This is a genomic window from Kitasatospora sp. NPDC059646, from assembly GCF_042734615.1.
Taxonomy (GTDB): domain Bacteria; phylum Actinomycetota; class Actinomycetes; order Streptomycetales; family Streptomycetaceae; genus Kitasatospora.
The window spans coordinates 35,854-49,467 of record NZ_JBHWDS010000030.1 but is presented as its reverse complement, the minus strand read 5'-3'; the positions used below and the strand labels follow the sequence as shown (position 1 = coordinate 49,467).

Sequence of the window (13,614 nt, the reverse complement as noted above, 5' to 3'; positions counted from 1 at the left end):
GGACCGTCACGGACTCCGCCGCGGCCGTGGTGGGCGCGCTGGTGGGCTGGTCTGACGGCCTGGCGGCGGAACTTCGACTGGACCTGCATCGGCCACTGGTTCGCGTCCTCGCCCCCGGCCGGCGACTGAGGTCAGAGCAGCCAGAGGCCGAGGCCGGTGACGAGGATGCCGGTGGCGATCAGCAGGGGGCCCAGGAGGTGGTCGCGGGGGCGGTCGGTGCCGGGGCGGATGCGGACGGTGGAGACCAGGCCGAGGCCGGCGAGCAGGGCGCCGAGCGGGGTCAGGATCACCCACAGCGCGGGCGCGACCGTGTGGCCGGAGATCATCGGGCCGTCGGCCGGGCGGCAGGTCGGGGGCGCTCGCCGGGCGCGGACGGGGTGTGGGGTGCGGCCATGATGGGGGGTCCTCCTGCGGTAGTCCGCACGACGCTACCCGGGCCTGCAACAAGACTCCGCCACGGATTGGCAAAGCCTTCACCGCGACCCGCCCGCGGGCGGTCGGGGAGGCGTTCTTGACGGGTCGTCAGCCAAAACCGGCCCTTGACGGCCGATGTTCCGTTCCCAGCGAACGTCCAGGAAACTCCCGGGTCGCTCGGAGGGGGATTCCGGGACGGTTGCGCGGGTGGTGCGGAGAACGCGGCGGAGGCGCGGAGGGAGTGCGACGGCCCCGCTCCGGCACCACCTTGCCGGAGCGGGGTCGTGGGGGGGGGGGAGCGGGCCGGTTCAGCCGACCGGGACGGAGGGCGGTTCGACGGCGACCGCGACGGCCTCCCGCTTCGCGGCCCGGCTCGCGGCGCGGCGGGCGACCAACCGGTTGACCAGGGTGACCATCACCCAGGCGTAGGCCCAGCCGACCAGTACGTCGATGATGAAGTGCTCGCCGCCGTAGACCAGGGTGAAGCCCATCGCCAGGGGGTAGGCGGCGAGTATCACCCGCAGGGTGCGCCCGGCCCGGGGCCAGAAGACCAGGGCGATCATCATCGGGTACGCGGAGTGCAGGGACGGCATCGCGGCCACGTCGTTGGCGAAGCGGCTGCCGTTCTCGAAGATGGTGCCGGCCCGGTGCAGGCCGCTGTTCTCCAGCACGGCGTTGACGATCCGGTCGACGGCCGGCAGGTGGTTCTCGATGGCGGCCAGCCACGGCGGGTCCGCCGGGTACAGCACGTAGGTGAGGAACCCGGCGAAGGTGATCGACAGGTAGCAGGCGAGGAAGTGCCGGAACCGGGCGTGGTTGCGCTTCCACAGCACGGCGAGGATCCCGAACACCGCGAAGAAGTGCGACATGTAGACGCCGACGACGGCGTAGTCGTACCACTGCGGCTGCCCGGGGTGGTACAGCAGGTGCTGGAGCCGCACCGTCCAGGTCTCGCCGAGGCCGAGCACCTCGTCGAAGGCGATCTGCGGCGCGTAGTGGGGCCGCCAGGGGGTGTGCGCCCCGTACCCTCTGAGCAGCGAGTACGCCCAGACCACGGCCATCACCGGGACCCAGTCGCGCAGCACGTACAGCCAGCCCTTGCGGCCTCCGCTGTGGACGGACGCGGCGACCAGCGCAGCGATCAGCCACAGGAAGACCACGTCGTTGGCGTAGGGCAGGCCGTAGACCGCGAGGTAGCGCCAGAAGGCGAGTGCGAACAGCGGCCAGGCGAGGTGCCGGGGGCGGAGTCTGGTCAGCAGGTGGAGCGCCATCGAGCGTGACCGGGCTGCCAGGTGGGACGAGTCGATCATGCGTAACGACGCTAGCAACACCGCCTTTGAGAAACCTCCAGCCGCGCGCCCGGGCTCCCAGTGAATTCCCAGACGGCACACGGACGGGCGACGCCGCCGTTCGCGGGGGCGGACGGCGGCGCCGGTGACGGGTCCGTCAGTCGAGCCGGGCGGACTCGCCGAGGGCGATCCGCGCGTAGCGGGTGGTGGCCTCCTCGCGGCCGAGCCAGCCGTCGAAGTTGGCCGCGCCGATCTCGCTGAGGTTGGCGTCGTGGATGGGGAAGGTCCGCTCGGGGCGGACGGCGCGCACCATCTCGATCGCGGCACGCAGCGCCAGCCACGGGCCGGAGGCGGGCAGCAGCAGGGCGCGCACCTCTTCGTCGGGGACGTGCAGCGAGTCGCCCGGGTGGTAGACGCCGTCGAGCAGGTAGCCGAGGTTGGGGCAGTCCGGGAGGTCGTCGATGGTCACGGCGTGCCGGCCGCCGACGGCGCGGACGGCGAAGCCGCCGGCCTCGAACCTCTCCCCCACCCCGACCGCGTGCACCGCGCCGCCGAGTTCGTCCGCGACGTCCTTCGGCGCGTACACCTCCAGCGCCGGGTTCGCCGCCCGGGCGCCGGCCAGCAGGTCGGCGTCCACGTGGTCGCTGTGGCCGTGGGTGATCAGCACGGCCCGCACTCCGGCGAACGCCTCGGGCTCCGTCCAACAGCCCGGGTCGATCAGCACGGACTTCTCGCCGTCCTCGACCCGGACGCACGCGTGGGCATACTTCGTCAGCAGCATCCGCCCAACCTAGCGGGCGCCGCCGAGCCGCCGCTTCCCCATTTCCCGCATGGCCGCTGACGGTCCGTCGGCACCGAGCCCGGGCCACCGGCGTCCGCCGGTGGCCCGGTGCGCGCCGTCAGCGGGCGGCTTCGCGCAGGCGCTTCTTGTCGGGCTTGCCGACGGGCGTCAGCGGGATCTCCTCGACGAGGTGCAGCGCCTCGGGCGCGAAGATCCGCCCCTTGCGGGCGGTGACGAAGGCGCGGAGTTCGTCCAGCTGCGGCTGCGCGCCCGGCGCGGGGACGACGGCGACGTGGACGTGTTCGGTCTCCTGGTCGTCGCGGACGCCGAAGACCGCGCAGCGGGCGACCGCCGGGTGGGTGAGCAGCAGGTCCTCCACCTCGGAGGGGTAGACGTGGCCGCCGACCACGATGATCAGGTCCTTGACCCGGTCGGAGAGGTAGAGGTAGCCGTCCTCGTCGAGGTAGCCGACGTCGCCGGTGTTCAGCCAGCCGTCGCGCAGCACCTGGGCGGTGAGGTCGGGCCGCTTCCAGTAGCCGGCCATGATGGTGTCGGAGCGCAGGTGGATCTCGCCCTGCTCGCCGACCGGCAGGTCGGCGCCCTCGGCCGAGCGGATCGCCACCTCGACGTTCGGAATGGGCCGGCCGACCGGGAGTTGGCCGTTGCGGCCGATCCGCTCGTGCTCCAGCGGGCTGAGCGCGGAGATCAGCTGCGCCTCGGACATCCCGTAGACGCCGACCAGGACCGGCCCGAAGACCTTGAGCGCCTCGCGGATCCGGGTCGGCGAGGCGGCGCTGCCGCCGTACATGATCAGCCGCAGGCTGGACAGGTCGGTGCGGCCGATCGCCGGGTGGTCGAGGAGCTGGTGCAGCAGTGCCGGCAGCACCCAGAGGTCGGTGATGCGTTCGCGTTCGACGGCCGCGAGGACGGCGCCCGGGTCGAAGGAGCGCTGGAGGACCACGGTGCCGCCGCGCTGCAGGACCATGTCGGAGAGGAACCCGGCGAGGTGGGCCAGCGGGGTGGCGGCGAGCAGCCGGGGTTCGGCGGCGCCGCTGCCGATGGGGGCGTCGAAGACCCGGCGGTAGGGCCCGTGCAGGCTGAGGATGCCCTTCGGGATGCCGGTGGTGCCGCCGGTGTGACGGATGCTCAGGTCGTCGTCGGGTCCGACCCGGACGTCCGGCGGTTCGGCGGGGCGGTGCGCGGCGGCGGCGATCACGTCCTCGCCGATCGCCCCGGGCTCGCCGCCGGCCGGGCCGGGGCCGAGCGTGAGGACCGTCGGCACGTCGGCCAGCCGCACCAACTCGGGTGCGTCGCCGTACCGTTCGGCGTCCACCAGCAGGATGGCGGTGTCGACGCTGGTGGTGATCTCGGCGAGCACCGGGACGCTCATGCCGTCGTACAGGTTCACCACCCGGGCGCCCGCGAGGCCCGCCGCGTACCGGGCGCTGAGCGCCTCGGCGGTGTTGCCGGTCAGCAGGGTCACGGTGGTGCCGCGGCCCGCGCCACGGGCGATCAGCTCGTGGGCGAGGCGGTAGGTGGCGGCGGCGAAGTCGCCGGCGGTGACGGCCTTTCCGTCGGCGGTGACGATGGCCCGCCGGCCGGGATCGGAGGCCATGGACCGGAGGATCAGCGCGGGTCCGCTGACGAACTCCGCGTCGGGCACGGCTACTTCTTCGTTGTGGTTGGCAACCATGGCCACAGGCTAACCCCGCCGCGTCGCCGCCTCCGGGACGGACCACCGGTATTTGGCGTGAACACTCCTACGGCGGCGCATTCATGACGGTCCGTCAGGAGGTGGCGGGTCCGGATCCGCTCAGCCGGCGGCGACGCTCGGCGCGACGGCCGGCGCGCTGCTCGGCGCGGTGCTCGGCGCGGCGCTCGGCGGCCAGACGGTGACCTCGAGTCTGACCAGGCCGATGTCGTACGGGATGTCGGTGATCCGGGCGGCGATCACCGCGCCCTTGCTGCTGGTCAGGCAGAGCGTCGCGCCGGCCCGGATGCCCTTGGCGTCGTTGGCGGGACGCTCGGCGGCGGTGTAGTAGCGGAAGCTCTTCAGGGTGCCCGCCCGGGCGGCCTCGCGGCAGCTCGCCTCGGTGATCTCGGCGCCGGCGGGGAGCACCGCGGCCAGGTTGCCGAGCACGACGGTCGGGGCGGGGTGGCTGTGGACGACGATCTCGTAGGACTTCTGGTCGCTCTCGGAAGTGGCGTTCCAGTCCTCGTCGTCGACCAGGGTGGAGAGCGGCTTGTCGTTCGGGGCGTCCAGGTCGATCAGTTCGTAGCCGCTGCTGACCACGTCGATCTGGAACGTGACGGTGCGCGGGGCGCGGACGCCGGGGCTCGCCTCGGCGGACGGCGCGGGCGAGAGCGGGGGCGACGGCGAGGGGGACGGCCCGGGCGTCGGGGTGGCCGCGGGCGACGGCATCGGCGGCGGGACCTGCGGGGTGGAGACGCTGTCGTTGGACTTGATCCCGATGGGCAGTGCGGTGATGATGCCGGCCGCGTTCATGGCCAGGACGGTGATGGCCGCGACCGTCCCGACGATGGAGAGCGAGAGCAGGATGGCACGCCGGTTGGCGGGGGTGTCCGGGGCCTCCCAGGAGACGCCCTCGCGGGTGGCCCGGAACGTCACCCGGTCCGGATGGCCCGCGTCGGGGTGCGGGTCCGGCGGCTGCTCCCCGTCGTGGGGCGGGGGCCCGGAGTCGGGTGCGGTCACGTCGTCTCTCCTGGTCGGGCAGGGGCCGGGGCTGATCCGCCGTCGGTCCGGATCCGGTTCGCCACCGTACAGTTGCCCGGCCCGCGGCCCGTGCGGGCCGCCGGGCGGACCGGTCGCCGGCGGTGGTCTCCCTGCTGGGCGCATGCCCCGTCACGGCACCGGCGGAACTGATCCTTTCGGGGTGCGCACCGATCGGGTGAATCACTCGTCCGAGCGAGTGACCCGGCGACGGTGCGGCCGGTGCCGTTGACGGGCCGTCAGGAGCGCGGGTCGGCCGGCGGCCTCGATGCCCGGGCCGTCAGGAGGCCGGGGTCAGCTCGCGGCCTCGATGCGTTCGACGATCTGCTCGCACAGCTCGTGGGTGCGCAGCGCGTCGGTCGCGTCGAGGGTCCTGCCGACCCGCAGCGCGTCCAGGAAGTGCAGGACGACCTGTTCGATGCCCCGCTGGCGGGCGACCGGCACCCAGTCGCCGCGACGGCGGACGGTCGGCTGGCCCTTGTGGTCGATCACCTCGGCGAGGTTGTGGACCTCGCGCTTGGAGTCGGCGCCGGAGACTTCGAGGATCTCCTCGGCGGAGCCGGAGACCCGGTTCATCAGGCCGAGCGCGGTGAAGCCGTCGCCGGCCAGCGTGAGCACGACGTGCTCGACCAGGCCGTTGCGGGTGCGGGCCCGGACGTCCACGTGCTCGATCTCGCCGGGGGCGAGGAAGCGCAGGGTGTCGACGACGTGGATGAAGTCGTCGTAGACCAGGGTGCGGGCCCGCTCGGGCAGCCCTTCGCGGTGCTTCTGCAGGACGATCAGGTCGCGCGGGCGTTCGGCGGCGAGCAGGTAGCCGGGCGCGTGCCGCCGGTTGAAGCCGACGGCCAGCGAGCGTCCGGTCCGCTCGGCCAGGTCGACCAGGCGGCGCGCGCCGTCCAGGTCGTAGGCCAGCGGCTTGTCCACGTACACGTCGACGCCGCGGGTCAGCAGCTTCGCCACGATCGGGACGTGCTGGTCGGTGGCGGCGTGCACGAACGCGGCCCGGATGCCGGAGTCGATCAGCTCGTCCAGGTCGGTGGTGCGGAACGGGATCCGGTGGGCGTCGCCCAGCCGGTCGAGCTTGGCCCGGTCCCGGGTCATCAGCCGCAGGTCCAGGCCGGGTTGGGCGGCCAGCACCGGCAGGTAGGCCTTCTGCGCGATGTCGCCGAGTCCGACGACGCCGATCGGAAGGGCGGTGCGGTCGGACTCGTGATCGCTCATCTGGGCACTCCTGCGAGGTCGGTGACGGTCGGCGCGGACCACCGGCAGCATATGCCAGCGCTCTCGGCGGCCCGTCAGGACGCGGGTCCGGCCCCGGGCGGGAGCAGCGCGGCGGCCAGCTCGCGCCAGGCGGGCAGCGGGAGTTCGGCCTGGCCGGGGGTGAGGACCTGGAGGCAGACGTGGTCGGCGCCGGCGTCGAGGTGCTCGCCGACCCGGCGGGCGACGGCGTCGAGGTCGCCGTGGGCGACCAGGGCGTCCACCAGGCGGCGGCCCGGGGTGGGCGCCAGGTCCTGGTCGGTGAATCCGAGGCGGCGCAGGTTGGCCTGCTGGTGGGCGGCGTAGGTGGTGTAGACGGCGACGTGGGCGGTGGCGGTCTCGCGGGCGCGGGCCGGGTCGGGGTCGAGGACGACGGCCTGTTCGACGGCGAGGACGGCGTCGGGGCCGAGGGCGGTGCGGGCGAGCGCGGTGTGCTCGGGCGGCACGAAGTAGGTGTGGGCGCCGGCGGTGCGGGTCGCGGCGAGCCGGAGCATGGCGGGCCCGAGGGCGGCCAGCAGGCGGCGGCGGACGGGGTCGGTGCCGGTTTCGGTGGCGGGGCCGCCGGGGGCGGTGTCGAGTTCGTCGAGGTAGCGGCGGGTGTCGGCCAGCGGCCCGGCGGGGGTGGAGCCGGCGGTGCCGGCGACCCGGTGGCCGCCGAGGCCGAGCAGGTAGCGGCCGGGGTGGGCGTCGTCGAGGGTGCGGGTGGCGGCGGCGGTGGCCTGCGCGGTGCGCCGGCCCATGTCGGCGATGCCGGAGGCGACGGTGATCCGGCGGGTGGCGTCGAGCAGCAGCCAGGCCTGGCCGAAGCTGTCGCGGCCCCTGCCCTCACCGAACCACAGGGCGCCGTAGCCGAGTTCGTCGATCTCGGCGGCGGCCTCGCGGACCGCCGCGGCGGGCTGCTGTTCGAAGGCGAAGGTCCACAGGCCGATCCGGCCGAGTCCTCGCCGCAGCTGATCCTCTTTCATGTTCGTTCCCCCCGGGGCGGGTCGGCGTGCCCGGGCAGGCCGCGGCACACAATACGGAGAGGCTCTCCGCTTCGTCTTCGCTACGATACGGAGCGGCTCTCCGTTTGGCCAGCCCCGCCGGGGCCCGCACCGAGACGAGGTGTTCGCACATGACCGCCGACCGGGCGCCGCGCTCCGACGCGCAGCGCAACCGCCGGGCCGTACTGGCCGCGGCCGAGGAGGTGTTCGCGGCCGGCGGCCCGGGGGCCTCGCTCAACGAGGTGGCCCGGCGGGCGGGGGTCGGCCCGGGCACGCTGTACCGGCACTTCCCCGGCCGCGGCCCGCTGCTGGCCGCGCTGGTCGCCGACCGGATCGACCGCCTCACCGAACGGGGCCGCGACCTGCTCGCCGCCCCGTCCGCCGGGGACGGTCTCGCCGAATGGCTGGCGGCCTTCGTCGACCACGCCCGGGCGAACCAGGGCCTGGGCGGCGCGGCCCTCCTGGAGGCCGCCGGCCACGAGGCGGGCCTCGACTGCGCGGACCGGATCCGCGCCGCCGCCGAGGCCCTGACCGCCCGCGCCCACCGGGCGGACGCCGTCCGGCCGGCCGTCCGGGCGGACGACCTGCTGGACCTCGCTCTCGGCATCGCCCTCGCCACCGCCGCCGACCCGGCCCCGGACCGCGCCCACCGCCTGCTCGCCCTCGCCCTCGCGGGCGTCCGGACGCCGGCCTGACAGCGGCACGGCCCGAGCGGGCGTCCGTGCGCCGGCCCGGCGTCGGACCGGGCAGCGGGCGGGCGTCCGCGCACCGGCCCGACCGCGCGGCGCGCCGTCGGCCGGGCTTCGCGGCTACTGCCCCAGCATCCGGCGGAAGTCGGCGGCCGCCTCCGGCAGGCGGCCGGCGTAGCCGCCCTGGGCGAGGCGCAGGACGAAGTCGACGGCCGCGTCGGGGTGCGGGTCGGTGTAGGGCTGCCCGTTGTAGTCGAGGAACAGCAGCATCGACTCGAAGGCGGTGCGCTTGTTCCGGTCCGTCATGGGGTGGTTGCGGGACAGGGATTCGCCGAGCGCGAGGGCCTTGGTCCACACGTCCGGGTAGGCCTCGGCACCGAACGCCGAGGCTCGCGGCCGGCCCAGCGCGGACTGCAGCAGAGCGGGCTCGCGGACGGCGGCGGCGTCGCCCAGCAGGAAGGCGAGGTCGTCCTCGTCCAGGTGGTCGGCGGGCTGACGGGTCGTCACAGGTCGGCCAGCCTCTCCAGCGTCTCGGCGTTGGCCGCGCGGATCCGCGCCACCAGGGCGGCCCGCCGCTCGGCGCGCTGCGCCGGCGCCCAGGCGACGCGCCGCGGATCCGGCTGCTCCTGCTGGTCGGACTGCTGCTCAGGCACGGCGTGCCCCCTCCCGGTCCCGTTGTTCCGGGCACCGACGGTAGGGGGCGGCCGGCGGCCGGTCGAACGGTTTTCCGACCGCTGACGGAGCGTCGGCCGGGCGGGCCGTCGGGCGAACGGCCGTCAGGTGGGCTGGGCGGGGCGGCAGTCGAGGTGGCCGGCGGCTTCGGCGAGGGCGCGCAGAACGGGGCGCAGCAGCGGGTGGAGTTCGGCGCCGGCCCGGGTCGCGGCGAACACCTTGCGGGTGGCGAGGGCGCTGTCGACGGGGCGGACGGCGACCCGGCCGAGGTCGGTGCCGCGCAGGGCGGAGCGCGGGACCAGGGCGACGCCCGCGCCGGCCGAGGCGAGCGCGGTGACGGCGCTGAAGTCGTCGGAGGAGTGCACCAGGCGGGGCTGGAAGCCGGCGTTCTCGCAGGCCAGCAGGACCACGTCGTGGCAGGGGTTGCCGGGGTAGGGGCCGATCCACGGTTCGGCGGCGAGGTCGGCGACGGCGACGGGGCCCCGGCCGGCGGCCAGCGGGTGGCCGAGCGGCAGGACGGCGTCGAAGGGTTCGGCGTACAGCGGGAGCCGGGTCAGCCGCCGGTCGTCGGGGTGCGGCGCGCCGCGGTACTCGACGGCGACGGCGATGTCGGCGCGGCCGTCGAGCAGCATCGGCAGGCTGGCGTCGCCCTCGGCGTCGAGCGCCTTGACGCGCAGGCCGGGGTCGGTGCCGGCCAGGGCGGCGATCGCGGGGGCGAGGACCATGGCGATGCCGGTGGCGAACGCGGCGACGGTGACTTCGCCGGCCGCGCCCGCGCTGTAGGCGGCGAGGTCGGCCTCGGCGCGTTCCAGTTGGGCGAGGACGGCGTCGGCGTGGCCGACCAGGATCTCGCCGGCGGCGGTGAGGCGGACGCCCCGGCCGTCCCGGACCAGCAGGGTGTGGCCGGTCTCCTGTTCGAGGGCGGCGAGCTGCTGGGAGACCGCGGAGGGGGTGAGGTAGAGCGCGGCCGCCGCGGCGGTCACGGTCCGGTGGTCGGCCACGGCCCGCAGGGTCCGCAGCCGTCGTGCGTCGATCACGGATCAATTCTGCCAGCGTCGCCGGTGTGCTCCGTCCAGGTGAAACAGGACGGCTGCGGGAAGGGGCGGCGCGGGGAGCCGGGAGCGGCTCCCCGCGCCTCGGCGGGCCGCCCGGGGGGATGGGAGGGGGGCGGCCCGTCGGGGACGGCGCGGTTGAGGGTGCCCGCGCCAGGCTGTGCGGCCTACTCGCCGAGCGCGGCGCGGGCGTCGACGAACGCGGCGACGGCGCGCTCGACGTCCTCGGTGCTGTGCGCGGCGGACAGCTGGACCCGGATCCGGGCGGCGCCGTGCGGCACCACCGGGTAGGAGAAGCCGATCACGTAGACGCCGCGCTCCAGGAGCAGTTCGGCGAGGCGGCCGGCCTTGGCGGCGTCGCCGACCATGACGGGGGCGATCGGGTGCTCGCCGGGCAGGATCTCGAAGCCGGCCTCGGTCATCTTCGTGCGGAACAGCTCGGTGTTTGCGGCGAGCTTGGCCCGCAGGTCGCCGCTGGTCTCCAGCAGGTCGAGCACGGTCAGCGAGGCGGCCGCGATCACCGGGGCGAGCGAGTTGGAGAACAGGTACGGGCGGGACCGCTGGCGCAGCAGGGCGACGATCTCGCGGCGGGCGGCGACGTAGCCGCCGGACGCGCCGCCGAGGGCCTTGCCGAGGGTGCCGGTGATGATGTCCACCCGGTCCATCACGCCGTGCAGTTCGGGGGTGCCGCGGCCGGTGGGGCCGACGAAGCCGACGGCGTGCGAGTCGTCGACCATGACCATCGCGTCGTAGCGGTCGGCGAGGTCGCAGATCTCGGCGAGCGGCGCGATGTAGCCGTCCATGGAGAACACGCCGTCGGTGACGATCAGGCGGCGGCGGGCGTCCTGGGCGTCCTTGAGCTGCTGCTCCAGGTCGGCCAGGTCGCGGTTGGCGTAGCGGTGGCGGCGGGCCTTGCACAGCCGGATGCCGTCGATGATGGAGGCGTGGTTGAGGGCGTCGGAGATGACCGCGTCGCGCTCGTCGAGGAGGGTCTCGAAGACGCCGCCGTTGGCGTCGAAGCAGGAGGAGTAGAGGATCGTGTCCTCCTGGCCGAGGAACTGGGAGAGTCGCTGCTCCAGTTCCTTGTGCACGTCCTGGGTGCCGCAGATGAAGCGGACCGAGGCCATGCCGTAGCCCCAGCGGTCCAGCGCCTCCTTGGCGGCGTCGACGACCTTGGGGTGGTCGGCCAGGCCGAGGTAGTTGTTGGCGCAGAAGTTGAGCACCTGGCCGCCGTTGCCGGAGGTGACGGTGATCTCGGCGGACTGCGGGGTGCCGATGACGCGTTCGGGCTTGAACAGGCCGGCTTCGCGGATCTCGGCGAGGGTGGCGGCGAGGTCGTCGCGGACGGTGTCGAACACGGGGGTGTCGCTCCTAACGAAGTGTCAACTGGCTTGCCGAGCGTGCGATTTAGAGCGTCGTCCAGTCGAGGATGACCTTGCCGCAGTTGCCGCCGGCGGCCTCGTCGAAGGCGGCCTCGAACTCCTGGGCGGGGTGCCGGCCGGTGATCACCGGGGTGAGGTCGAGTCCGCCTTCGAGCAGCACGGACATCGCGTACCAGGTCTCGAACATCTCGCGGCCGTAGATGCCCTTGATGGTGAGCATCGAGGTGACCACCGCGGACCAGTCGATCGGGAACTGGTCGGCGGGCAGGCCGAGCATGGCGATCTTTCCGCCGTGCGTCATGTTGGCGATCATCGACTGCATGGCCTCGGGGCGGCCGGACATCTCCAGGCCGACGTCGAAGCCCTCGCGCAGGCCCAGCTGGTGCTGGCCGTCCTCGATGGTGTGGGTGGAGACGTCCAGGGCGAGCGTGACGCCGAGCTTGCGGGCCAGCTCCAGGCGGTACGGGGAGACGTCGGTGATCATCACGTTGCGGGCGCCGGCGTGCTTGGCGACGGCGGCGGCCATGATGCCGATCGGGCCGGCGCCGGTGACCAGCACGTCCTCGCCGACCAGCGGGAAGGACAGCGCGGTGTGCACGGCGTTGCCGAACGGGTCGAAGATGGCGGCCACGTCGAGGTCGACGGGGACGCGGTGCACCCACACGTTGGAGGCGGGCAGGGCGACGTACTCGGCGAACGCGCCGTCCCGGTTGACGCCCAGGCCGATGGTGTTGCGGCACAGGTGGCGGCGGCCGGCCAGGCAGTTGCGGCACTTGCCGCAGACCAGGTGGCCCTCGCCGCTGACCAGGTCGCCGACGTTGATGTCGGTGACGGCGGAGCCGAGGGCGGCGACCTCGCCGACGAACTCGTGGCCGATGGTCATCGGGGTCTTGATGGTCTGCTGCGCCCAGCCGTCCCACTTGCGGATGTGCAGGTCGGTGCCGCAGATGCCGGTCCGCAGGACCTTGATCAGGACGTCGCCCGGGCCGATCTCCGGCTCCGGGACGTCGGTCATCCACAGGCCGGGGGCGGCGTCCAGCTTGACGAGTGCCTTCACTGCGAGGGCTCCTGACGCGAAGTGCGGACGGTCCTGCGGTCGGCAGGTCCGGGTCCGGGTCTGCCGCGGGATCGGCAGGCCGGTGGGCGGCCCGGCATGCGGCGGTCGCCGGGCCGGGCAGAGTGAAATCTGCCTGGTCACGGCGGGTGCGGTCCATCGAGGAATTCTTAACGGGTGCCACAGCAGGGCTGAACGATCGTGCCCGAGCTGGGCGGCGGGGCGGTCGGCGGCATGCCCGCAAGGCACCCGGACGGAGCAGCGGCAGGGGTCTTGACGGGGCGTCAGCGCGCCGTCCGCACCTTGACCTGGTCTTGACAGTGGGGATTGGTCCAGTCCATTTTGTTGTCCGCGCTCCCCGCACCTCCACCCCCATCCCCCACTGGAGGTACCCCCGTGCATGCCCCCAACCGCCGCGCCACCGCAGTCGGCGCTGCCGCGCTGCTGCTGGCGTCGGCCGCGGTCGCGGCCGTCCCGAGTTCCGCGAGCGCCGCGAACATCCTCACCAACCCCGGCTTCGAGTCCGGCACCCTGAGCGGCTGGTCCTGCTCGGGCGGCACCGGCTCGGTGGTCTCCACGCCCGTGCACGGCGGCTCGAAAGCGCTGGCCGGCGCGGTCTCCGCCTCGGACAACGCCAAGTGCGCGCAGACCGTCGCGGTGCAGCCCAACACCACGTACACGCTGTCCAGCTGGGTCCGCGGCAACTACGTCTACCTGGGCGTGACGGGCGCCGGCTCGACCTGGACGCCCTCCGCCGCCGACTGGAAGCAGCTGTCGGTGACGTTCACCACCGGCGCCGCCCAGACCAGCGCCGAGGTGTACCTGAACGGCTGGTTCGGCCAGGGCACCTACTACGCGGACGACGTCAGCCTGGACGGCCCGGGCGGCACCCCCGGCGACACCCAGGCACCGACCGCGCCGAGCAACCTCGTCGCCACCGCGACCGCTGCCACGCAGGTCTCGCTGTCCTGGGGCGCCTCCACCGACAACGTCGGCGTCACCGGCTACGACGTCTACCGCAACGGCACCCTCGCCACCACCGTCACCGGCACCACCGCGACCGTCACCGGCCTGACCGCCTCCACCGCCTACACCTTCACCGTCAAGGCCCACGACGCCGCCGGCAACACCTCCGCCGCCTCCAACTCCCTGACCGTCACCACCACTTCGGGCACCACGCCGGACACCCAGGCGCCGACCGCGCCGAGCGGCCTGGTCGCCACCGCGACCGCTGCCACGCAGGTCTCGCTGTCCTGGGGCGCCTCCACCGACAACGTCGGCGTCACCGGCTACGACGTCTACCGCAACGG

At 74.0% G+C, this 13,614-nt stretch carries 14 protein-coding genes; 2 read left to right on the top strand and 12 right to left on the bottom strand.

Translation table 11 applies throughout. From position 1 onward, the window contains the following. Positions 1–131 precede the first annotated feature (131 nt). The 7 genes from ACFV1L_RS21600 to ACFV1L_RS21570 form a co-directional block, all read right to left on the bottom strand. The gene (locus ACFV1L_RS21600; protein WP_380368051.1) at positions 132–326 is read right to left on the bottom strand and encodes a hypothetical protein; all 195 of its coding nucleotides are present in this window, start codon (positions 324–326) and stop codon (positions 132–134) included. 396 nt (positions 327–722) lie between these two features. Further along, complete coding sequence (locus ACFV1L_RS21595) at positions 723–1,724, bottom strand: phosphatase PAP2 family protein (protein ID WP_380368050.1); 1,002 nt, start codon at positions 1,722–1,724, stop codon at positions 723–725. A 136-nt stretch (positions 1,725–1,860) separates the two neighbouring features. Next, entirely contained in the window at positions 1,861–2,484 is a 624-nt protein-coding gene (locus tag ACFV1L_RS21590; RefSeq protein ID WP_380368048.1) for an MBL fold metallo-hydrolase, read from the bottom strand. A 118-nt stretch (positions 2,485–2,602) separates the two neighbouring features. Continuing rightward, positions 2,603–4,177 (bottom strand): AMP-binding protein, encoded by a 1,575-nt coding sequence (locus tag ACFV1L_RS21585; protein WP_380368047.1) that lies wholly within the window; start codon positions 4,175–4,177, stop codon positions 2,603–2,605. Positions 4,178–4,297: 120 nt separating this feature from the next. Beyond that, positions 4,298–5,197, bottom strand: coding sequence for a hypothetical protein (locus ACFV1L_RS21580; protein WP_380368046.1), 900 nt, complete (start codon positions 5,195–5,197; stop codon positions 4,298–4,300). Between the two features lie 312 nt (positions 5,198–5,509). Continuing rightward, the gene (locus tag ACFV1L_RS21575) at positions 5,510–6,436 is read right to left on the bottom strand and encodes a Gfo/Idh/MocA family protein (protein ID WP_380368044.1); all 927 of its coding nucleotides are present in this window, start codon (positions 6,434–6,436) and stop codon (positions 5,510–5,512) included. A gap of 74 nt (positions 6,437–6,510) precedes the next feature. Then, the gene (locus tag ACFV1L_RS21570) at positions 6,511–7,437 is read right to left on the bottom strand and encodes a TIGR03620 family F420-dependent LLM class oxidoreductase (RefSeq protein WP_380368043.1); all 927 of its coding nucleotides are present in this window, start codon (positions 7,435–7,437) and stop codon (positions 6,511–6,513) included. A gap of 149 nt (positions 7,438–7,586) precedes the next feature. On the opposite strand from ACFV1L_RS21570, the gene ACFV1L_RS21565 reads away from it, so the two are divergent. Beyond that, on the top strand, positions 7,587–8,150 hold the full coding sequence (locus ACFV1L_RS21565; RefSeq protein ID WP_380368041.1) for a TetR/AcrR family transcriptional regulator: 564 nt from the start codon (positions 7,587–7,589) through the stop codon (positions 8,148–8,150). Between the two features lie 114 nt (positions 8,151–8,264). Here ACFV1L_RS21565 and ACFV1L_RS21560 read toward each other — a convergent pair whose 3' ends face one another. The 5 genes from ACFV1L_RS21560 to tdh form a co-directional block, all read right to left on the bottom strand. Next, positions 8,265–8,651 carry a type II toxin-antitoxin system death-on-curing family toxin gene (locus ACFV1L_RS21560; RefSeq protein WP_380368040.1) on the bottom strand — a complete coding sequence of 129 codons (387 nt, stop codon included), beginning with the start codon at positions 8,649–8,651 and terminating at the stop codon, positions 8,265–8,267. Continuing rightward, complete coding sequence (locus ACFV1L_RS21555; protein WP_380368038.1) at positions 8,648–8,797, bottom strand: hypothetical protein; 150 nt, start codon at positions 8,795–8,797, stop codon at positions 8,648–8,650. The genes ACFV1L_RS21560 and ACFV1L_RS21555 overlap by 4 nt, the downstream gene beginning before the upstream one ends. A 123-nt stretch (positions 8,798–8,920) precedes the next feature. Beyond that, positions 8,921–9,853 (bottom strand): LysR family transcriptional regulator, encoded by a 933-nt coding sequence (locus tag ACFV1L_RS21550; protein ID WP_380368036.1) that lies wholly within the window; start codon positions 9,851–9,853, stop codon positions 8,921–8,923. 182 nt (positions 9,854–10,035) lie between these two features. Further along, positions 10,036–11,226, bottom strand: coding sequence for a glycine C-acetyltransferase (locus ACFV1L_RS21545; protein ID WP_380368034.1), 1,191 nt, complete (start codon positions 11,224–11,226; stop codon positions 10,036–10,038). 49 nt (positions 11,227–11,275) lie between these two features. Further along, the gene (tdh, locus tag ACFV1L_RS21540) at positions 11,276–12,307 is read right to left on the bottom strand and encodes an L-threonine 3-dehydrogenase (protein WP_380368033.1); all 1,032 of its coding nucleotides are present in this window, start codon (positions 12,305–12,307) and stop codon (positions 11,276–11,278) included. A 393-nt stretch (positions 12,308–12,700) separates the two neighbouring features. Here tdh and ACFV1L_RS21535 point away from each other — a divergent pair. Beyond that, positions 12,701–13,614 (top strand): carbohydrate binding domain-containing protein (locus ACFV1L_RS21535; RefSeq protein WP_380368031.1); only part of this gene is annotated, 914 nt, incomplete at its 3' end.